Here is a 19,782-nt window from a genome sequence, read left to right as displayed (position 1 = left end):
ATACCTGCTTGCGGCCCGATACCCATCGCACGGTTGGCGAATCCCCAGCAAGCGGCGCACTATCGCGCTATGAGACGAGAAGTAAGCGCCGAGCTCGAAGTCGAAATCACCGTGCCCACGACGCTGGAGTTTCAGATTGCCGTTGCACCGCACCCGCGCGCCGAGGTGTACGAGTCGCTGCAGTTCGTCTTGAACGGCCGCCCTGTCCAGCCTATGGAGATCAGCGGTATGCACGGCAACCGCATCCACAAATTCGAGGCACCGGTGGGAGATCTGCGGGTCGACTACGCGGCGACAATCGTCGGTCAGACCGACCCGGCTCCCGTGACCGACCACGACCTGTCGATGTATCTGCGGCCCAGCCGCTACGCCGAGGCCGACAAGTTCTATGGTTTCGCCGCGACTGAATTCGGCACTTACGGTGATTCGGCGACGCTGCTGGAGAATGTCAGCTCGTGGGTGGGGACCAGGCTGAATTATGTTGCGGGCTCTAGCGATCCGATCGACGGAGCAGTGGACACGTTGCTCGTCGGGCAAGGCGTGTGCCGCGACTTTGCGCACCTGGTCGTGGCGCTGCTGCGGGCGGTCAACGTCCCGGCCCGCCTGGTGTCGGTATACGCCCCGGGCCTGTTCCCGATGGACTTTCACGCGGTGGCCGAGGCTTTTGTCGAGGGACAATGGCGGGTGGTCGATGCGACCCTGCTGGCGCCGCGACAAACCCTGGTCCGGATAGCCACCGGTCGCGACGCCGCCGACACCGCGTTCCTCGACAACCACAAGGGCGCGATCACCCTCAACTGGCTGTCAGTGACCGCCGTCGTCGACGGCGACTTGCCCGCGGATTCGATCGACCACATGGTGTCCATCCGTTGATCGGCTCGAATTGCCGGGAGCGGCAATCAAAACCGGCAGCGTCGCTGCGGTATGGTTGCGGCGGTTGACTCCACAGCCTTCCGGATGCGTCCGCCGGCGATCTGTAAGAGGTCCCCGCCGAAACGTGTCCGTGCACTCGCTGCACGTATGGGCGGGCCGGTTCTCGCTAAGAGCGTTACGGCTCAACGCCGACGCGGTGGCTGTACTCACGCCCCCTCGGCGCAGCCGAAGGAATCCTCGTGAGCAGATTCACCGAAAGAATGTATGACACGGCCCGGTGCAGCTCGAAGGGTTTGGTTACCGGGGAGCCCGGCTGCCCGGTGCGTCATACCTGGGGTGAGGTGCACAAACGCGCCCGTCGGATCGCGGGCGGCTTGGCCGCCGCAGGCGTCGGCCACGGTGACGCTGTCGCGCTATTGGCCGGTGCGCCAAGCGAAATCGCGCCAACCGGACAGGGCGTCTGGATGCGCGGCGCCAGCCTCACCATGCTCCACCAGCCCACTCCCCGCACGGACCTTGCGCGCTGGGCCGAGGAAACCACGGCCGTCATCAAGATGATCGGCGCACAAACGGTGGTCATCTCCGACCCATTCATGGCCGCAGCTCCGTTGCTGTCCCGGCTCGGTGTGGAAGTGCTGAACATCGAAACGCTGCTCGACAGCAGCCCGACACATCCGGTCGACACCGACGACGACGACATCGCGCTGCTGCAGTTGACCTCGGGTTCCACCGGGTCGCCCAAGGCCGTTCAGATCACCCATCGCAACGTGGTGTCCAACGCGGAGGCGATGTTCCTCGGCGCAAACGTCGATATCGAAACCGACGTGATCGTCAGTTGGTTACCGTTGTTCCACGACATGGGTATGACCGGCTACCTGACCGTGCCGATGTTTTTCGGCGTCGAACTGGTCAAGGTCACTCCGATGGACTTCCTCCGCGACATCCTGCTGTGGGCAAAGTTGATCGACAAATACCAGGCCACCATGACTGCGGCGCCGAACTTTGCCTACACGTTGTTCGCCAAACGCCTTCGCACGCTGGCTCAGCCCGGTCAGTTCGACCTGTCCACATTGCGATGGGCGCTCTCGGGTGCTGAACAAGTCGAACCCGCCGACGTCGAAGACCTGTGTGAAGCAGGCAGGCCGTTCGGCTTGCGTCCTGAAGCGATCCTGCCGGCTTACGGCATGGCCGAGACGACCGTGGCCGCATCGTTCACCGAGTGCGGCGCAGGCTTGGTGGTCGACGAGGTCGACGCCGACCTGCTTGCCGCGCTGCACCGAGCTGTTCCGGCAACCAAGGGCAAGACCCGGCGGCTGGCCACACTTGGTCGCCTGCTGGACGGGCTGGAGGCGCGCATTGTCGACGAAGATGGCAATGTCCTGCCTACCCGGTGCGTCGGCGTCATCGAGATGCGCGGCGAATCGGTGACGCTGGGGTACACCACGATGGCCGGTTTCGTTGCGGCTCAAGACGATCAGGGCTGGTATAACACGGGCGACCTCGGTTACCTCACCGAAGTCGGCCGCATCGTCGTCTGCGGCCGCGTCAAGGACGTGATCATCATGGCAGGCCGCAATATCTACCCGACCGACATCGAACGCGCCGCCGTCCGCGTTCCCGGCGTCCGCGCCGGTTGCGCCGTGGCGGTGCGCCTGCACGCCGGACACCGCCGAGAGACGTTCGCCGTCGCCGTGGAATCCAACGACTGGCGGGACCCGGCAGCGGTATGTCGCATCGAGCAGCGCGTCGCGCACGAGGTGGTTGCCGAAGTCGACATGCGGCCACGCAACGTCGTGGTGCTCGAGCCGGGAATGATTCCCAAGACGCCATCGGGCAAGCTGCGACGCGCCCATAGCTTGGCGCTCGTCACCTGACTTTCGAGCGCCGACGGCGAGTAGATTTGTCATCCATGCACGGTGCAGGAGGGACGTTGGCCGAATTCGACCCCCAGCCTGGACGCGCCGTGCCGCCGATGGCCGAGCTCTCCGCCAGCCAGCGGGAAGCAGACGAGGCAGAGCTGTATGCGGGACTTCGTAAAGTGGCCGGAATCGTGGCGGGCGCCCAGGGAGTGATCGACCTTCTCGGAGACGTGGCGGAGTTCGCCATCCAGGCAATTCCGGGGGCCGACGGCGTGGGCGTCGCATTAGTCGAACCGCGGCACCACAACGCGACGGTCCAGACTTGGGCGGCAACCGCGGTGCTGGTCCACGAGATCGATACGGCGCAGTACCAAGAGCTGCAGGAGGGACCATGCATAACGTGCATGGAGTCGCGGCGGCCGACAGTGAGCGGATCGCTGGGCAGTGACAGTCGTTGGCCGCACTTCGGCGGCCGGGCGGCCAGGATGCGCGTGCACTCCGCGCTGGCGCTGCCGTTGATCGTCGGCGACCAGGTGATCGGTTCGATCAACGCGTATGCCAAGGGCCGCGACGCCTTCGCCGAACACGCCGTCCGGTTGGGTTCACAATTCGCCAAGCCCGCCGCGATATCCGTCTATAACGCGCAGTTATTGGCTACCGCCCAGGAACGGACCGTCCGGTTGCAGCGTGCGTTGGACAGTCGATCGGTGATCGATCAAGCGATCGGCATCATCCGCAGCCGGTCGGGAGGGAGCGCGGATGTGGCCTTCGGACGGCTGGCCCACATCAGCCAGAGTGAGAACATCAAGCTCGTCGTCGTCGCCGAGCGCCTGGTCGAGGAGGCCGCGCGGCGGGCCCAGTCACGGCATCGCTGAATCCGTCAGGACGGTGGCACGGCCGACAGCTCGGCCAACCCCGCCACCAGCATCGGGCGGGAATCTCGATCGGTCATCAATTGGTGAGCGACGTCGGTCAGATGTTGGCCACGGTCCCGCGCGTAGGCGCGCAACAAGCTGAACGCTTCCTCGACGGACACATCCAGCATTCCGCGGAGGAAGCCCTTGGCTTGTTCGACGATGACGCGACTGGTCAGCGCGGAGCGCAGCTGCGGCATGACGGTGGCGGGGGTGGGCGGGAGTTCCTGCAGGATCGCGACGCAAGCGATGTGTGCCAGGGTCTGGCCGACGACCAGATCGGCCTCGTTGAGCTCACCGCGCCGGACGCCGAACAAACCGAGCGCACCCAGCACGGTGCCGGCCGCCCGCATCGGGACGGCGTGCACCGAGCAGAAGCCGGCCTCGACCGCGGCCGGCACGAACCGCGGCCAGCGGCCTGCCACCGCTTGGAGGTCGGCGACCGTGACCGGCTCGCCGGTGGCGTAGCAATCGACGCACGGGCCCTCGTCGGCTTGCAGCTGGAAGAGCTCCAGTTCGCGGGCTTCCTTCGACGTTGCGGCCAGCGGACGGAGCTGATGCAACGGATCGGCCAGCAGAAATCCCGCTGCCTCGATATCGAGCAGATCAGCACAGCGTTCGGTGAGCCCGGTCAGCAGCTCGACGACGTCGAAGTCGTGCAGCAGGCTGTCGACGAGCGAGACGACGGCGTCCAGCACGCGGGTTTCACGAGAACTCTCGGGCACCTTGGCATCCTTTCCGGGAACGCGTGTCAATTGGCCTCGAGCGTCAGCCGGCGCTCGAGGATGTCGTGCGCGACGTCGGTCGGGCTGCGGTTGGTGGCGTAGGCGTGGGCGCGCAGCCGGACCAGGGCCTCGGCCGGCTCCACCTCCAGCTGGGCGACGAGCATGCCGATGGCCTGACTGACCTCCGTGCGACTGAGCGTGTTGAGCTCGGCCCAGGCATTGCTCGCGGGATCGGATACGGCAGCCTGCAGATCGCCGTCCAGCAGGTCTAACAACGGGATGGCTGCCAGCTCCGCGGCCGCGACCGCGCCGGTCAGGTCCTCGCCCGACAGCGGGCCCGGCTGTGCGGTGAAGAAGTCGACGGCGCCGACGAACTCGCCGGCCACCACGACGGGTACCGCGTAGACCCCTCTGACCTGGTGCGCCACCATGGCCGGCCCGTACACCGGCCAACGGCCCTGATCGGAACCGGCCAGGTCGGCGGCCAGAATCGGGATCCGCCGGGTCACCGAGTCCAGGCACGGTCCCTCCCCGAGGGTGAACTGCATCTCGTCGTAGATCCGGGCGGGCGGGCCGCTGGATCCCAGTGTTCCGCTGCTCGCACCGTCGAAGATGAGTGAAATAGCCGCGGCGTCAATCTCGAAGAGAACCACGCAAGCCTCGCATAGGCGATCGGCCGCCTCTACCCCGCGCCGGCCGTCGACGGCGGCGAGCAGTTGCTCGTGGATTGCCACATTCAGCCGAACAGGGGCCGCTGGGTTTCGGTGCCGGCCGGGGACCTCGGCGTGGGGGTCATCCCTTCACCCTCGCACTAGTTGGGCCGTTTTACGAGTTCGTCGAGGCGGCGTTCAGCCGAGCTGCGACATCCAACCGTGGGTGTCGGCGAACGTTCCGCGCTGAATGCCGGTCAGGGTGTCACGTAGCGCCATCGTCACCTCGCCGGATTCGCCGTCGCCGATTGTGAATTCGATGTCGCCGTACTTCACCTGCGAAACCGGCGTGATCACCGCGGCGGTGCCACACGCGAACACCTCGGTGATCTCACCGGCGGCGGCCTTCTTCTGCCACTCCTCGATGTCGATCTTGCGTTCCTCGATGGCGAATCCTGCGTCAGTTGCCAACTGCAGCAGCGAGTCTCGCGTGATACCCGGCAGCAGCGAACCCGACAGCTCCGGGGTGACCAGGCGGGCCGATCCCCCGCTGCCGAACACGAAGAACAGGTTCATCCCGCCCATCTCTTCGATGTAGCGGCGTTCGACGGCGTCCAGCCAGACCACTTGTTCGCACCCGTTTTCGGCGGCTTCGGCCTGGGCGACCAACGATGCGGCATAGTTGCCGCCGAACTTGGCCGCACCGGTGCCGCCCGGGCTGGCGCGCACGTAATCCGTTGACACCCAGACAGTTACGGGTTTGATGCCGTGCTTGAAGTAAGCGCCTGACGGCGACGCGATCACCATGTAGCGATACTGCTTCGACGGCCGGACACCGAGCCCCGGCTCGGTGGCGAAGATGAACGGGCGCAGATACAGCGACTCCTCGCCGCCGGCAGGCGGCACCCATCTCTTGTCGACCGCGATCAGTTGGCGCAGTGACTCGAGGAAGAGTTCGTCAGGCAGCTCGGGGATCGCGATCCGCTGCGCCGACGCCCGCATTCGCGCAGCATTGGCCTCGGCGCGAAACGAGACGATCGACCCGTCCGCCCACCGATACGCCTTGAGCCCCTCAAAGATCTCCTGGGCGTAATGCAGCACGATCGCCGAGGGGTCCAATTCGATCGGTCCGTATCCGGTGACCCGTGCGTCGTGCCAACCCTGGTTGTCGGTGTAGTCGATCGAAACCATGTGGTCGGTGCGATATCTGCCGAATCCGGGGTCGGCGAGGATTTCTCGGCGTGCGGCGTCACTTGTCGGGTTGGCGGTGGTTGACACCGTGAACTCGAGGACATCGCTGCTCATGTGCGCCGCTCCTCCTCATCGCTCCGCTCTGCATCGTCGCCGGCGCGCGTCATCAGGTGATTGTATAACCGCGCGCTACCGGGTTTTTGGATCGACGAACGGCGGGCGCACCACCTCGCACTCGACCCCACGCCCGCGGACGTCGACGGTGACGTGCCGGCCGTCCTCGATACCCGCGTCGGCGTCGATCAACGCAAGCGCGATACCGACTTTCAGCGTCGGCGAGAAGGTGCCCGACGTGGTGACCCCTATCTTGCTGTCTCCGTCGAGCACGCTCAGGTCGGACCGGAGCACGCCGCGGCCCACTGCGCGCAGACCTCGCAGCAGCCGCCGCGGGCCGGCCTGTTTTTCGGCGAGCAGCGCGTCGCGCCCGAAAAAGGCGGTCTTCTTCCAGCCGATCGCCCAGCCGCACCGGGCCTGTACCGGCGATATGTCGAGGGAGAGTTCGTGGCCGTGCAGCGGATAACCCATCTCGGTTCGCAGGGTGTCGCGTGCCCCGAGACCGGCCGGCTGTCCGTCGGCTCGGGTGACCGCGTCCAGCAGCCCATCGAACACCGCGCCGGCGGAGTCCCACGGCGGCAGTAGCTCATAGCCGTGCTCACCGGTGTATCCGCTGCGGCACACCCGCACCGGTACGCCCTCGAGGCTGGCGTCGGCATAGCCCATGTAGTCCATGTCGGTGGGCAACCCCAAGCCGGTGAGGACGTCTGTGGAGCGTGGGCCTTGCACGGCCAGCACCGCAAATGACCGATGCTGGTCGGTGATGCTCACCTCGGCGGGGGCGGCTTTCTGCAGGGCGGCGACCACCGCAGGGGTGTTGGCGGCATTGGGCACCAGGAAGATCTCGTCCGGCGCGACGTAGTAGGCGATGAGGTCGTCGATCACGCCGCCAGAGTCGTTGCAGCACAACGTGTATTGGGCTTTACCCGGCTGGATGCGATCGAGGTCGTTGGTGAGTGCGGAGTTGACGAACGCCGCGGCGCCCGGACCCCAAACCAATGCCTTGCCCAGATGGCTGACGTCGAACAGCCCGACGGTGTTGCGGGTTGCGGTGTGCTCGGCGACGGTGCCGGCATACGACAGCGGCATGAGCCAGCCGCCGAACTCGGCGAAAGTCGCCCCCAGCTCACGATGCCGGTCTTCCAGCGGTCCGTGCAACAAGTCATCACTCATAGGCATTTCACCCTAATGAAGGGCCGCGCTGGCACACTTGGCCAGGTGGTGGATTCCCTGGACTTCGACAGCTTGGAGGCAGCAGGAATCGCCAATGCGCGGGGGCGGGCCGGACTGATCGAGTACTTGGCGGAACTCGGCTTCACCGCCGACGAAATGGTCGCGGCCGAGCGTCAGGGCCGGCTGTTCGGTCTGGGCGGCGACGTCCTGCTATGGTCCGGCCCCCAGACCTACACCCTGCGCAGCGCCGCGGATTCGATCGGAGTCACGGTTCAGGCCGTCGAGCACGCCTGGGCGATGCTCGGCCTGACCGTTGCAGACTCCGATACGCCCGTGTTGAGTCAGGCCGATGTCGACGCGCTGGCGACCTGGGTCGAGATGAGAATGCAGATGGGTCCCGACGCCGTGGACGGCTTCTTGCGGGTGCTCGGCGCGACCGTGGCCCGGCTGGCCGAGGCGATATCGTCGATGATCCGGACAAGCCAACCCAAAATGTGGCTCGGCCTCACCGGCGACGAGCTGGCCACCGCACAGGCCTATCGGGAGGTCGCTCAGTTCGTCCCGCGCGTCGGAGCGATGATCGATGCCGTCCATCGCCACCATCTGGTCAGCACCCGAACGTTCATCGAAGGTGTGCAGCGCGGTCCGTCGGCCGGTCTGTTGTGCGGCGTCGGGTTTGCGGATCTGTCCGGCTTCACCGCGCTCACCCAGAAGCTGACACCCGCCGAATTGTCGGCGATGCTCACCGAATTCGGCGCCACCGTCTCCGACCTGGTGCACGCCGACGGCGGTCGGGTGGTGAAGTTTCTCGGCGACGCGGTGATGTGGGTGAGCTCGGACCCCGAACGGCTGGCACAAGCGGCGCTCGACCTCGTCGACCATCCGCGGGCCCGCGAGGCCGGAATGCAGGTTCGCGCCGGCCTCGGCTACGGCGAGATCCTGGCACTCAGCGGCGATTACTTCGGCAACGCGGTCAACCTGGCCGCCCGGCTGGTCGCCGCGGCCGCGCCAGGGCAGATTCTGGCCGCCGCCGAGGTCCGCGAGCGGCTGCCGCACTGGCCCGCGACCGCTCAAGAGCCGTTGCAGCTCAAGGGTTTCGACGCCCCGGTGATCGCCTACGAGCTGGGCCGGGCAGAGGCCTGACGCGAGCGATGCGTACGTGTCCGTGGCATCGGCAGGCATCCCAAACCCGCGATCGTTAGGGTTGATATCCGTGAGCACACCACCCGGTTACCTGGCCCCTACTGTCTCCGTCGCCGCGTCGCTGCCCCGCCGCGGCACCAAATCGGCGGTGCTGATCGTGCCGGTGGTGTCATCGGGTCCGGAGGACGTCAACGACGAGCCGGGCGCTGTGGTCGCCGCTGCCGATCCATTCCTCACCGCAGACGCGGTCGCTGAAATCGAGGACGGCTTGCGCGCACTGACCGCCACCGGCGCCGTCGAGCAGGTGCACCGGCTGGTGGTGAAGTCACTACCGGTCGTAAGCGTGCTCACGGTCGGCCTGGGCAAGCAGCGCGACGAGTGGACGGCCGACGTGATCCGCCGCGCGGCCGGTTCGGCGGCGCGCGCACTCGGTGGCGCCGAAGCCGCGATCACCACGCTGGCTGCGCTGCCGGGTAACGGGGTCCTGGAGGCGGCGGTCGAGGGGCTGGTTCTGGGCAGTTACCGCTTCACCGAGTTCCGCACCGAGAAGACCGCACCCAAGGACCCGGGTCTGCGCACCATCACGGTGCTGTCTACCGACAAGGCCGCCAAAACGCACGCCGCTCATGCGGCGGCTGTCGCGACGGCCGTCGCCACCGCCCGCGACCTGGTGAATACCCCGCCCAGCCACCTGTTCCCGGCCGAATTTGCCAGGCGGGCAAAGGCTTTGGGTGAATCCGTGGGACTCGAGGTTGAAGTGCTTGACGACAAAGCGCTACTCAAGCACGGCTACGGCGGGGTGATCGGAGTCGGCAAGGGTTCCTCGCGGTTGCCGCGACTGGTGCGGCTGGCCCATCACGGGTCGCGGCTGACCAAAAAACCCAAGCAGGCCAAGCGGGTGGCCCTGGTCGGCAAGGGCGTCACCTTCGACACCGGCGGCATATCGATCAAGCCTGCGGCATCGATGCACTACATGACGTCCGACATGGGCGGGGCCGCGGCGGTCATCGCGACCGTGACGCTGGCCGCTGCGCTGGAACTGGCGATCGATGTGATCGCCACCGTGCCGATGGCCGAGAACATGCCGTCGTCGACGGCGCAACGCCCCGGTGATGTGCTGATCCAATACGGCGGAACGACCGTCGAGGTGCTCAACACCGACGCCGAGGGGCGACTGATCCTGGCCGACGCGATCGTTCGGGCATGCGAGGACAACCCCGACTATCTGATCGAAACGTCGACATTGACCGGCGCGCAGACGGTGGCGCTCGGCTCGCGCACCCCGGGGGTGATGGGTAGCGACCAGTTCCGCGACCGGGTGGCCACGATCTCGCAGCGAGTCGGTGAAAATGGCTGGCCCATGCCACTTCCCGACGAACTGAAGGACGACCTGAAGTCGACGGTCGCCGACCTCGCCAACGTCAGCGGACAACGCTTCGCCGGGATGCTGGTGGCCGGGGTGTTTCTGCGCGAGTTCGTTGCCGATGGAGTCAATTGGGCTCACATCGACGTCGCCGCGCCGGCGTACAACACCGGCGGCCCTTGGGGTTACACGCCGAAGGGCGCCACGGGCGTGCCGACTCGCACGATGTTCGCGGTGCTGGAAGATATCGCAGCGAACGGCTAGCTAGCGATGTAGTGCTGGCCGCTGAAACCATCTGACTTTTTGCCGCCAAGATTCCGCAGAGATCACGGCGAAGCCGGCGCCGCATGCGCAGGCGAAGAACCAGACCATCCCGCTGCTCACCGAATTTTGGAATACCGGAATCAGCGCGGTGATGATCCGAACCACGCAGGCCGCGATGCCGCTGGCCGAGGCGAGCAGATAGCAATTGGCGAAGCGTCGCGAGCGCGGGTCCCTTCGCAGCGCCAGCAGTGCGCGCGAGCCAAACACCAGTAGGTAAGCCAGGGTTCCGCACAGCAAAACCCAGTACACGCTCAACCAGAAGTCGGTAGGCAGCGCGAAGAAGTCACGTGCGTAGGTCTTGCTACCGCGGCTGAGCGTGAACGTCGCCAGCAGGAGCGGGATGCACAACGTGGCCGGCCGCTCCACGTACTGCTTGAACGACTCCTGCAGCGCGTGGTCGTCTTCAAGCCGACCGACCGCGTTGTAGACGATCGCCGAGGCCGCGACGATGTAGCAGTCGTGCCCGATGTAGTTCTGCAGGTTCCACTCGCCGGTGATGTTGTGCAGTGCAACGCCCAGTGTCTCGGAGGACACCGGTGAGATCAGCGCGACCGCGGCCCCCTGCAGCGCGATGTTGAGCGTCGCGGCGACTTCCCAGCGGCAGTGCCAGGTGACTCGCCTGATCCAGAGGCTCCACGAGATGGATGCGAGTGTGATGAAGATGAGAACGGTAAGAGCCACAGCAGTACCCGTAACGAGTTACAGCGGGGGCGCGTCTGAACGTGGCCGCCACTCCGCGATCTTCGTCGGTTGCGGAAGGGTCTTCACGCCGCCGTTGGCCGCGTGCAGCGGGCCGCCGCCACGGATCTCCTCGGCAAGAGCGGTGACCTCTTCGGGGTCGATGAACCGGTAACGCGTCAGCAGCTCGGCGCGGTTGATGCCGAGGTTGGACGCGGCAACGCGCAGGTTGTCGGCGGTGATCAGGGTTCCCTTGTCCAACTGGTCGTAATAAGTGGAGCGCGGGAGTTCCATCGCGGTCCAGATCTCTTCCCTACTCAGGGAGCGACCGGCCAGATAGGAGAGCACGGTGGCAAGTTCCTTGCCGCTGTCATCGGGGTACACGTCGAACAAGATATCCAGTTTTTCGGCTTTCCGAAATCCGAATCGCATTAAATCCCTATATCCAGGGCCTCGGAAATAGGTCGTATCCATCAAAGTGGATTTGAAGTCCAATAAATCGGACGTCACTAGCCGGTTCGCGCATTGTTGGCGGGTTCGGCTTTAGCCCTGCCCAGAGCGGGCGAAGCCAGTTGCCGACGGCTTGCCCTGGTTGCGTGCCGACGACGCCGCAGTGACAGGATGGATTCGGTAATCACGGGTGCAGGCGCGGTACATGACGCTGTGGTAAGCCAGAGCTCGACCCACGCCCACCGACCGATCAATCGAGGAGTCGACAGAGATGGCCTTCTCAGTGCAGATGCCGGCACTCGGTGAGAGCGTGACTGAGGGAACCGTAACTCGCTGGCTCAAGCAAGAAGGCGACACCGTCGAGCTCGACGAGCCTCTGCTGGAGGTGTCCACCGACAAGGTCGACACCGAGATCCCCTCGCCCGCAGCGGGAGTGTTGACCAAGATCGTCGCCCACGAAGACGACACCGTCGAGGTCGGGGGCGAGCTGGCCGTCATCGGCGGCGCGGCGGAAGGCAATCAGGAGGGTGCCGCGCAGCCCACCGATAATCAGCCTGCCGCGCAACCAACGCCGGAACCACAGCCACCCACCGAGCCGCAGGCACCCGCGGCCTCGGCGACCAACGATCAAGCAGCGGCCGGCGATTCCCAGCCGGTGCTGATGCCCGAACTCGGCGAGTCCGTGACCGAGGGCACGGTGACCCGCTGGCTGAAGAAGGTCGGCGACGCGGTCGACGTGGACGAGCCTCTGGTCGAGGTCTCCACCGACAAGGTCGACACCGAGATCCCGTCGCCGGTCGCGGGCACATTGATCAGCATCACCGCCGAGGAGGACGTCACGGTCTCGGTCGGCGGCGAGCTGGCCCGAATCGGTACCGGCGCCACCACGGCCGCACCCGCACCCGCGGCCGCACCGCAGTCCCCGCCCGCCCCGGCCCCGCCGGCGCCTGAACCGAAACCGCAACCGGAACCCGCGGCCAAACCCGAACCGGCTCCGGCACCGCAGGCCGCACCCGAGCCCGCACCACGGCCCGCGGCCGAGTCCACGCCGACCGGCGGCTCGACAAGCGCTCCCTACGTCACTCCCCTGGTGCGAAAATTGGCTGCCGAGAACAACATCGATCTCAGCGCGCTGAACGGAACCGGGGTCGGCGGACGCATCCGCAAACAGGATGTACTGGCCGCCGCTCAACAGAAGGAAGAGACACAGAAGGCACCGGCCCCGGCGGTCACCCAGGCCCCCCCGTCCGCTCCGAAGCCAAGCGCTCCGGTGCCCGCACCGGCGCTGGCACATCTGCGCGGAACCACGCAGAAGGCCAGTCGGATCCGGCAGATCACCGCCAACAAGACCCGGGAATCACTGCAAGCGACCGCGCAGCTCACCCAGACCCACGAGGTCGACATGACCCGGATCGTCGCGCTGCGGAAAAAGGCCAAAGCGGCGTTCGCCGAACGCGAAGGCGTGAACCTGACCTTCCTGCCGTTCATCGCACGCGCAGCGATCGATGCGCTCAAGATCCACCCGAACATCAACGCCAGCTACAACGAAGGCACTAAGGAGATCACCTACTACGACGCCGAGCATCTCGGCTTCGCGGTCGACACCGACCAGGGTCTGCTCTCCCCCGTCGTCCACAACACCGGTGACCTGTCGCTCGCCGGGCTGGCGCGCGCAATCGCCGACATCGCGGCCCGCGCCCGGTCCGGCGACCTCAAGCCCGACGAACTGTCCGGCGGAACCTTCACCATCACCAACATCGGCAGCCAGGGCGCGCTGTTCGACACCCCCATCCTTGTGCCGCCGCAGGCCGCGATGCTGGGCACCGGGGCCATCGTCAAACGCCCCCGGGTCGTCATCGACGACACCGGCAACGAGTCGATCGGGGTGCGGTCGATCTGCTACCTCCCGCTGACTTACGACCACAGGTTGATCGACGGCGCCGACGCCGGACGGTTCCTGACCACCATCCGACATCGTCTCGAAGAAGGCGCTTTCGAGGCCGACCTCGGTCTCTAGGGAGGGCTTGAATCGTGGCCGCTACCGTCGCGATCGCAGGCTCATCTGGCCTGATCGGCTCGGCGTTGGTAACGGCGCTGCGCACCGCCGACCACCAGGTGCTGCGCATCGTGCGCCGGACGCCGGCCAGTGCCAGTGAGCTGCACTGGGATCCGGACAGTGGTGAACTCGACGCCGGCGCGTTGCACGGCGTCGACGCCGTAGTGAACCTGTGCGGCACCAACATCGGCCGGCGCCGCTGGTCCGGGGCGTTCAAGCAGAACCTGCGCGACAGCCGCATCACCCCGACCGAAGTGTTGTCCACCGCCGTCGCCGACGCGGGTGTCGGCGTGCTCGTCAACGCCAGCGCCGTCGGCTACTACGGCGACACCAAGGACCGCACGGTCGACGAAACCGCCTCGCCGGGAACGGGTTTCCTGGCCCAGCTGTGCGAAGACTGGGAAGCGGTCACCGCGCCCGCCGGAGCCGCCGGCGCGCGCGTGGTGCTGGCCCGAACCGGGGTTGTGCTGGCCGCAACCGGCGGTGCACTGCGCCAGTTACGGCCGCTGTTTTCGGTAGGTCTCGGAGTCCGACTGGGCAGCGGCCGCCAATACATGTCCTGGATCACCCTGGAGGACACCGTGCGAGCGCTACAGTTCGCGATCTCCGACACCGGCCTGTCCGGACCGGTCAACCTCACCGGCCCGGCGCCCGTCACCAACGCCCAATTCACCGCGGCGCTGGGCCAGGCGGTCAACCGGCCCACTCCGCTGATGATGCCGGCGTTTGCGGTGCGCGCCGCGCTCGGCGAATTCGCCGACGAGACCCTGCTGAGCGGGCAACGCGCGATCCCGGCTGTGCTGGAACGAGCAGGTTTCGAATTCCACCACAACACGGTTGGCGAAGCCCTTCGCTACGCCACTGCGACGCGCGACGTCGCCTAGCAGCTGACAGGTTGTCGCCAGGTTCGAGTTGTAGCCTCTGCGCCGTGAGTTCGATCCGTTCGAGCACGGCCCCGATCGACATCCGCCAGATGGAGACCGTGGACTACCGCGTCGCCTGGCAGCTGCAGCAAGAGCTGGCCGAGGCTCGCGCCGCCGGCGGCACCGACAAGTTGCTGTTGCTCGAACATCCGTCGGTCTACACCGCCGGCCGACGGACCGCGCCGCACGAGCGACCCACCGACGACACCCCCGTCGTCGACACCGACCGTGGCGGCAAGATCACCTGGCACGGGCCTGGGCAACTCGTCGGCTACCCGATCATCCGGCTGGCCGAGCCGCTCGATGTGGTCAATTACGTTCGGCGCATCGAGGAATCGCTGATCAAGGTCTGCGCCGAGGCGGGTCTGCCGGTCGGCCGTGTCGATGGCCGCTCCGGGGTGTGGCTGCCCGCCGGCGGTGGCCGACCGGCACGCAAAGTCGCCGCCATCGGGGTGCGGGTGTCGCGGGCGACCACGTTGCACGGGTTTGCGCTCAACTGCGACTGCGACCTGGGTGCCTTCGAAACGATCGTCCCGTGCGGTATCAGCGACGCCGGTGTGACGTCGATAACGGCCGAACTGGGCCGGCGGGTTGCGGTCGACGATGTCCGGTCGGCGGTCGCCGAAGCGGTCTGCGACGCTCTGGACGGCCGGCTGGCAGTCACTGTGCACCCTTGTCCGACTCCGCAGCCCGCCATTGCGCGGGCATCGTCGCCGGAGGGCTGAGCGCACCGCCGCCCGCGTAGCATCTACGTCGTGACCGTTGCCCCCGAAGGTCGGAAACTGCTGCGTCTGGAAGTACGCAACGCGCAAACCCCGATCGAGCGCAAGCCGCCGTGGATCCGGACCCGGCTGCGGATGGGGCCGGAATACACCGAGCTGAAACGACTGGTTCGTCGCGAGGGTCTGCACACGGTGTGCGAGGAGGCCGGCTGCCCCAACATCTACGAGTGCTGGGAGGACCGCGAGGCCACCTTTCTGATCGGCGGCGAGGTGTGCAGCCGTCGTTGTGATTTCTGCCAGATCGACACCGGCAAACCCGCGCCGTTGGACCGCGACGAACCGCGACGGGTCGCCGAGAGCGTGCAGGCGATGAGCCTGCGGTACTCCACGGTCACCGGTGTGGCCCGCGACGACCTGCCCGACGGCGGCGCATGGCTGTATGCCGAGACCGTGCGCGCCATCAAGGAGCTCAACCCGTCCACCGGTGTCGAGCTGCTGATCCCCGACTTCAACGGCGACCCCGGGCAGCTGCGGCAGGTCTTCGAATCGCGACCGGAAGTGCTGGCCCACAACGTCGAAACAGTGCCGCGCATCTTCAAGCGCATTCGTCCGGCCTTCTCTTACCGGCGCAGTCTCGAGGTGCTCACCGCGGCGCGGGATTTCGGCTTGGTCACCAAGAGCAACCTCATCCTCGGGATGGGCGAGACGCCCGACGAGGTGCGTGCCGCGCTGACCGATCTGCATCAGGCCGGCTGCGACATCGTCACCATCACCCAGTACCTGCGCCCGTCGGCACGGCACCATCCCGTCGAACGCTGGGTCCCCCCCGACGAATTCGTCGAGTTGTCCGAGTATGCCGAGCAGCTAGGGTTCGCCGGGGTGCTGGCCGGTCCGCTGGTGCGCTCGTCGTATCGGGCCGGACGGCTCTACCAGCAGGCCAGCCGGCAACGGCACGAGACGCCCACCGCGCCGCCGCGCTGACGCCGGCTTCCGTATTCTTGCCGATATGGCCAAACCGCGCGATGCCAAGGCGAACAAGGCTGCCCGAGCCGAGGCGAAAGCCACCCGAAAGGCGGCCGCCAAAGAGCGTCGCAGCCAGCTCTGGCAGGCGTTCACCATTCAGCGTCAAGAGGACAAGCGGCTGCTGCCGTACATGATCGGCGCGTTCGTGCTGATCGTGGGCGTATCGACGGCGGTCGGGGTGTGGTCGGGCGGCTTCACGATGATCACGATGATCCCGCTGGGCGTGATCCTCGGTCTGCTGGTGGCATTCATCATCTTCGGCCGGCGCGCGCAGCGATCGGTGTACCACAAGGCCGAAGGTCAAACCGGGGCCGCGGCCTGGGCGCTGGAAAACCTGCGCGGCAAGTGGCGGGTCACCCCCGGGGTGGCGGCCACCGGACATTTTGACGCCGTGCACCGGGTGCTCGGCCGCCCCGGCGTCATCCTGGTCGGCGAGGGGTCGGCGACCCGGGTCAAACCGCTGCTCGCCCAGGAGAAGAAGCGCACCGCGCGACTGGTCGGCGAGGTCCCGATCTACGACATCGTGGTCGGCAACGGCGACGGCGAGGTTCCGCTGTCCAAGCTCGAGCGCCACCTCGCCCGGCTGCCGGCCAACATCACCGTCAAGCAGATGGATTCGCTGGAGTCACGGCTGAGCGCACTGGGTTCGCGGGCCGGGACCGCCGCGCTGCCCAAGGGCCCGATGCCCGGCAATGCCAAGATGCGTGGTGTCCAGCGAACGGTGCGGCGCCGGTAGCCCTCAAGACGCATTACCGCCGCACGACGGCAGTGCCGGTCACCCGGTCCTGAATTCCGCGGCCGTCGGCGTCGACGAACAACGCGGGGATGACGAACGCGATCATCACGCCGCGCGCCGCGGCCCGGCCCAGCCCGACATGCCGTCTGTCGTCGACGGATGCCACCCGCAGGCCCAGCGCGAACTGGCCGGGGGTGAATTCGAACAACCGGACGGCGACTATGCCGATCAGCAGCCAGATCACCAGCACCGCCGTCGAAAGCGCTCGCAACGAGATCAGCCCGAGCGTCATGCCGAGGGCGGCGAGGCCGTAGGCGAGCAGCCAGTCAACCAGCAGCGCAGCCAATCGGCGACCCATCCGGGCCAACGAACCCGACCCGTGTTCGGGCAGACCGAGCGGCTCACCCGGATACGCCTGCGACCCTGCCGGTTCGGCGGACTCCGAGCCGGATGGCCCGTGGCGGTTGCTGCGCGTCATCACCCAACAATAGGGTCATCTCCGGCCAGGCTTAGTGGCTTATCGAGCTGTCACGTAACGTCTACGCAACGCAGGGTTGACCCTCAGGCAACACCGCGTCCTTAGCGTCTGGTCGGGCGATCAGTTACGGCCGCGTAAAGGAGACCTCATCAATGACCGCAGTAGATTCGCAGCTCGCAGCAAAGGAGAGCGCTTCGGTGTCCGAAAAATCGGCCGACGACATCATCAAACTGGCGAAGGACGAGAACGTCGAATTCGTCGACGTGCGGTTCTGTGATCTGCCAGGCATCATGCAGCACTTCACAATTCCGATCTCGTTCTTCGACGAAAGCGTATTCGAGGACGGCTTGGCCTTCGACGGCTCGTCGATTCGAGGGTTTCAGTCAATCCACGAGTCCGACATGCTGCTCCTGCCCGACCCCGACACGGCGCAGATCGACCTGTTCCGCGAGGCGAAGACGCTGAACCTGAACTTTTTCGTGCACGACCCGTTCACCCTCGAGCCGTACTCGCGCGACCCACGCAACATCGCGCGCAAGGCGGAGAACTACCTGATCAGCACCGGCATCGCCGATACCGCGTACTTCGGCGCCGAGGCCGAGTTCTACATCTTCGACTCGGTGAGCTTCGACTCGCGCACCAACGGCTCCTTCTACGAGGTGGACGCCATCTCCGGATGGTGGAACACCGGTGAGCCGAACGAGATCGACGGCAGCCCCAACCGCGGCTACACGGTGCGCCCGAAGGGTGGCTACTTCCCCGTCGCCCCGGTTGACCACTACGTCGACCTGCGCGACAAGATGCTGTCCAACCTGATCAAGTGCGGCTTCAGCCTGGAGAAGGGCCACCACGAGGTGGGCACCGGTGGCCAGGCCGAGATCAACTACAAGTTCAACACGCTGTTGCACGCGGCCGACGACATGCAGCTCTACAAGTACATCGTCAAGAACACCGCGTGGGTCGAGGGCAAGACCGTTACCTTCATGCCCAAGCCGCTGTTCGGCGACAACGGCTCGGGTATGCACACCCACCAGTCGTTGTGGAAAGACGGCAACCCGCTGATGTACGACGAGACCGGTTACGCCGGCCTGTCCGACACCGCTCGCCACTACATCGGTGGCCTGCTGCACCACGCACCATCGCTGCTGGCCTTCACCAACCCGACGACGAACTCCTACAAGCGGTTGGTCCCCGGCTTCGAGGCGCCGATCAACCTGGTCTACAGCCAGCGCAACCGCTCGGCCTGTGTGCGCATCCCGATCACCGGCGCCAACCCGAAGGCCAAGCGGCTGGAGTTCCGCTGCCCCGACTCCTCGGGCAACCCGTATCTGGCGTTCTCCGCCATGCTGATGGCAGGCCTGGACGGCATCAAGAACAAGATCGAGCCGCAGACGCCGGTCGACAAGGACCTCTACGAGCTTCCGCCGGAAGAGGCCGCGAACATCCCGCAGGCTCCGACCCAGCTGTCCGCGGTGATCGACCGCTTGGAAGCCGACCACGAATACCTCACCGAGGGTGGTGTTTTCACGTCCGATCTGATCGAGACGTGGATCAGCTTCAAACGCGAGCAGGAGATCCTGCCGGTTCAGATCCGGCCGCACCCCTACGAGTTCGCGCTGTACTACGACGTATAGGCCAGCTAACGCTCTGACCTGCTTGTTTGGCCGATTTAGGGCCGTTTGGCCCGCAGAGCGCCCGCAGGATTCCCGCTAGACGACGCCATCCGTGCCGCGATCACACCACCTATTGCGGCGCGGGTGGTTTCGTCCCGCTCGGGCCACATGTGCCCGTACACGTCGAGCGTCGTCCTGGCCGAGCTGTGCCGCATGCGGGCCTGAACGGTCTTCACGTCCTCGCCAAAGGCGATCAGCAGCGACGCCAGGTGATGGCGTAGGCAGTGGAAGTGGAGCTGTTCCACCTGACGAACTTTGTCCACGGCACGGTCGACGATCCACGGGCCGACAGGCTCGCCGCGTCCGTTGGTGACCAGTGTCGGGCCGGGAAACTGTTGCACCGACGCTGAGAGCAGGAGCGCCAGATCTTGCGGAATGGGGACAGGTGCGCTGCTCCCCTTGGTCTTCAGTGGTCCCATCCAACCTTCGCCTTGGGACCACTGGACTTTCGGGAACACGACGCCGCGCGTGAAGTCAACGTCCTCGATCCGCAGCGCGACAGCCTCGGAGATCCGCAGGCCCGCGAAGGCACCGAGTAGCACGGCAACCTGTAGGTGTTCGGGCATGGCGTCGTGGAGCTGCCAGACCTCTTCGGTTGTCGGGCAATACTGTTCGACCTGGCCTGTAGGTGGTGCGGTCCTGCGGGAGCACGGGTTACGAGCCAGTAGGCCGTCGTGAACCGCGTCCTCTAGAACGTGCGTCAGGCGGCTGTAG

At 66.3% G+C, this 19,782-nt stretch carries 19 protein-coding genes; 11 read left to right on the top strand and 8 right to left on the bottom strand.

Going from position 1 to position 19,782, the window contains the following annotated elements:
* Nucleotides 1–69: 69 nt before the first annotated feature.
* From VGG53_RS03165 to VGG53_RS03155, 3 genes are all read left to right on the top strand, one after another.
* Entirely contained in the window at nt 70–873 is an 804-nt protein-coding gene (locus VGG53_RS03165; protein WP_331516538.1) for a transglutaminase family protein, read from the top strand.
* Nucleotides 874–1,112: 239 nt separating this feature from the next.
* On the top strand, nt 1,113–2,747 hold the full coding sequence (locus tag VGG53_RS03160; protein WP_331516537.1) for a fatty acyl-AMP ligase: 1,635 nt from the start codon (nt 1,113–1,115) through the stop codon (nt 2,745–2,747).
* Between the two features lie 56 nt (nt 2,748–2,803).
* A complete protein-coding gene (locus VGG53_RS03155; RefSeq protein WP_331516603.1) occupies nt 2,804–3,607 on the top strand; it encodes a GAF and ANTAR domain-containing protein in 804 nt (267 codons plus the stop codon).
* Nucleotides 3,608–3,612: 5 nt separating this feature from the next.
* On the opposite strand, the gene VGG53_RS03150 is transcribed toward VGG53_RS03155, so the two are convergent.
* The 4 genes from VGG53_RS03150 to gcvT all read right to left on the bottom strand — a co-directional run bounded on the left by VGG53_RS03150 (nt 3,613) and on the right by gcvT (nt 7,499).
* On the bottom strand, nt 3,613–4,371 hold the full coding sequence (locus tag VGG53_RS03150; protein WP_331516536.1) for a GAF and ANTAR domain-containing protein: 759 nt from the start codon (nt 4,369–4,371) through the stop codon (nt 3,613–3,615).
* Between the two features lie 26 nt (nt 4,372–4,397).
* The gene (locus tag VGG53_RS03145; protein ID WP_331516535.1) at nt 4,398–5,105 is read right to left on the bottom strand and encodes a GAF and ANTAR domain-containing protein; all 708 of its coding nucleotides are present in this window, start codon (nt 5,103–5,105) and stop codon (nt 4,398–4,400) included.
* Between the two features lie 114 nt (nt 5,106–5,219).
* The gene (locus tag VGG53_RS03140) at nt 5,220–6,326 is read right to left on the bottom strand and encodes a branched-chain amino acid aminotransferase (protein WP_331516534.1); all 1,107 of its coding nucleotides are present in this window, start codon (nt 6,324–6,326) and stop codon (nt 5,220–5,222) included.
* A gap of 75 nt (nt 6,327–6,401) precedes the next feature.
* Nucleotides 6,402–7,499 (bottom strand): glycine cleavage system aminomethyltransferase GcvT, encoded by a 1,098-nt coding sequence (gene gcvT, locus VGG53_RS03135; protein WP_331516533.1) that lies wholly within the window; start codon nt 7,497–7,499, stop codon nt 6,402–6,404.
* A gap of 15 nt (nt 7,500–7,514) precedes the next feature.
* Between gcvT and VGG53_RS03130 the strand changes: the two genes are divergently transcribed.
* Together VGG53_RS03130 and VGG53_RS03125 are read left to right on the top strand one after the other, a co-directional pair.
* Nucleotides 7,515–8,642, top strand: a complete 1,128-nt coding sequence (locus VGG53_RS03130; protein WP_331516532.1) for an adenylate/guanylate cyclase domain-containing protein — start codon at nt 7,515–7,517, stop codon at nt 8,640–8,642.
* Nucleotides 8,643–8,712: 70 nt separating this feature from the next.
* On the top strand, nt 8,713–10,269 hold the full coding sequence (locus VGG53_RS03125; protein WP_331516531.1) for a leucyl aminopeptidase: 1,557 nt from the start codon (nt 8,713–8,715) through the stop codon (nt 10,267–10,269).
* On the opposite strand, the gene VGG53_RS03120 is transcribed toward VGG53_RS03125, so the two are convergent.
* Both VGG53_RS03120 and VGG53_RS03115 read right to left on the bottom strand, forming a co-directional pair.
* Nucleotides 10,270–11,010 (bottom strand): hypothetical protein, encoded by a 741-nt coding sequence (locus VGG53_RS03120; protein ID WP_331516530.1) that lies wholly within the window; start codon nt 11,008–11,010, stop codon nt 10,270–10,272. It lies immediately after the preceding gene.
* A gap of 18 nt (nt 11,011–11,028) precedes the next feature.
* Nucleotides 11,029–11,439, bottom strand: a complete 411-nt coding sequence (locus tag VGG53_RS03115; RefSeq protein ID WP_331516529.1) for a hypothetical protein — start codon at nt 11,437–11,439, stop codon at nt 11,029–11,031.
* Between the two features lie 289 nt (nt 11,440–11,728).
* Here VGG53_RS03115 and sucB point away from each other — a divergent pair, with 289 nt between their 5' ends.
* Genes sucB through VGG53_RS03090 form a run of 5 tightly spaced genes read left to right on the top strand, consistent with a single transcriptional unit; the run spans nt 11,729 to nt 16,917 of the window.
* Nucleotides 11,729–13,474, top strand: coding sequence for a 2-oxoglutarate dehydrogenase, E2 component, dihydrolipoamide succinyltransferase (gene sucB / locus VGG53_RS03110; protein ID WP_331516528.1), 1,746 nt, complete (start codon nt 11,729–11,731; stop codon nt 13,472–13,474).
* An 11-nt stretch (nt 13,475–13,485) separates the two neighbouring features.
* Complete coding sequence (locus VGG53_RS03105) at nt 13,486–14,397, top strand: TIGR01777 family oxidoreductase (RefSeq protein WP_331516602.1); 912 nt, start codon at nt 13,486–13,488, stop codon at nt 14,395–14,397.
* Between the two features lie 44 nt (nt 14,398–14,441).
* Entirely contained in the window at nt 14,442–15,161 is a 720-nt protein-coding gene (gene lipB, locus VGG53_RS03100; RefSeq protein WP_331516527.1) for a lipoyl(octanoyl) transferase LipB, read from the top strand.
* A 30-nt stretch (nt 15,162–15,191) separates the two neighbouring features.
* On the top strand, nt 15,192–16,139 hold the full coding sequence (gene lipA / locus VGG53_RS03095; RefSeq protein ID WP_331516526.1) for a lipoyl synthase: 948 nt from the start codon (nt 15,192–15,194) through the stop codon (nt 16,137–16,139).
* 25 nt (nt 16,140–16,164) lie between these two features.
* Nucleotides 16,165–16,917 carry a DUF4191 domain-containing protein gene (locus VGG53_RS03090; RefSeq protein ID WP_331516525.1) on the top strand — a complete coding sequence of 251 codons (753 nt, stop codon included), beginning with the start codon at nt 16,165–16,167 and terminating at the stop codon, nt 16,915–16,917.
* 13 nt (nt 16,918–16,930) lie between these two features.
* On the opposite strand, the gene VGG53_RS03085 is transcribed toward VGG53_RS03090, so the two are convergent.
* Nucleotides 16,931–17,395: an RDD family protein gene (locus VGG53_RS03085; protein WP_331516524.1), complete on the bottom strand. Its 465-nt coding sequence runs from the start codon at nt 17,393–17,395 to the stop codon at nt 16,931–16,933.
* 197 nt (nt 17,396–17,592) lie between these two features.
* On the opposite strand from VGG53_RS03085, the gene glnA reads away from it, so the two are divergent.
* On the top strand, nt 17,593–19,029 hold the full coding sequence (gene glnA, locus VGG53_RS03080) for a type I glutamate--ammonia ligase (RefSeq protein ID WP_331516601.1): 1,437 nt from the start codon (nt 17,593–17,595) through the stop codon (nt 19,027–19,029).
* Nucleotides 19,030–19,064: 35 nt separating this feature from the next.
* Here glnA and VGG53_RS03075 read toward each other — a convergent pair.
* The coding region (locus VGG53_RS03075) for a site-specific integrase (RefSeq protein ID WP_331516523.1) at nt 19,065–19,782 on the bottom strand (718 nt) is incomplete at its 5' end.

Origin of the sequence: Mycobacterium sp. (genome assembly GCF_036490025.1) — a bacterium.
Lineage (GTDB): Bacteria > Actinomycetota > Actinomycetes > Mycobacteriales > Mycobacteriaceae > Mycobacterium.
The sequence above is the reverse complement of the archived record's forward strand: the minus strand, read 5'-3'. Positions and strand labels throughout refer to the sequence as shown.

Excerpts from the sequence above, each read along its gene's own strand:
- VGG53_RS03165 (WP_331516538.1), top strand. The coding sequence starts at position 70 with ATGAGACGAGAAGTAAGCGCCGAGCTCGAAGTCGAAATCACCGTGCCC.
- VGG53_RS03140 (WP_331516534.1), bottom strand. The coding sequence starts at position 6,326 with ATGAGCAGCGATGTCCTCGAGTTCACGGTGTCAACCACCGCCAACCCG.
- gcvT (WP_331516533.1), bottom strand. The coding sequence starts at position 7,499 with ATGAGTGATGACTTGTTGCACGGACCGCTGGAAGACCGGCATCGTGAG.
- VGG53_RS03130 (WP_331516532.1), top strand. The coding sequence starts at position 7,515 with ATGAAGGGCCGCGCTGGCACACTTGGCCAGGTGGTGGATTCCCTGGAC.
- VGG53_RS03115 (WP_331516529.1), bottom strand. The coding sequence starts at position 11,439 with ATGCGATTCGGATTTCGGAAAGCCGAAAAACTGGATATCTTGTTCGAC.
- sucB (WP_331516528.1), top strand. The coding sequence starts at position 11,729 with ATGGCCTTCTCAGTGCAGATGCCGGCACTCGGTGAGAGCGTGACTGAG.
- VGG53_RS03090 (WP_331516525.1), top strand. The coding sequence starts at position 16,165 with ATGGCCAAACCGCGCGATGCCAAGGCGAACAAGGCTGCCCGAGCCGAG.
- VGG53_RS03085 (WP_331516524.1), bottom strand. The coding sequence starts at position 17,395 with ATGACGCGCAGCAACCGCCACGGGCCATCCGGCTCGGAGTCCGCCGAA.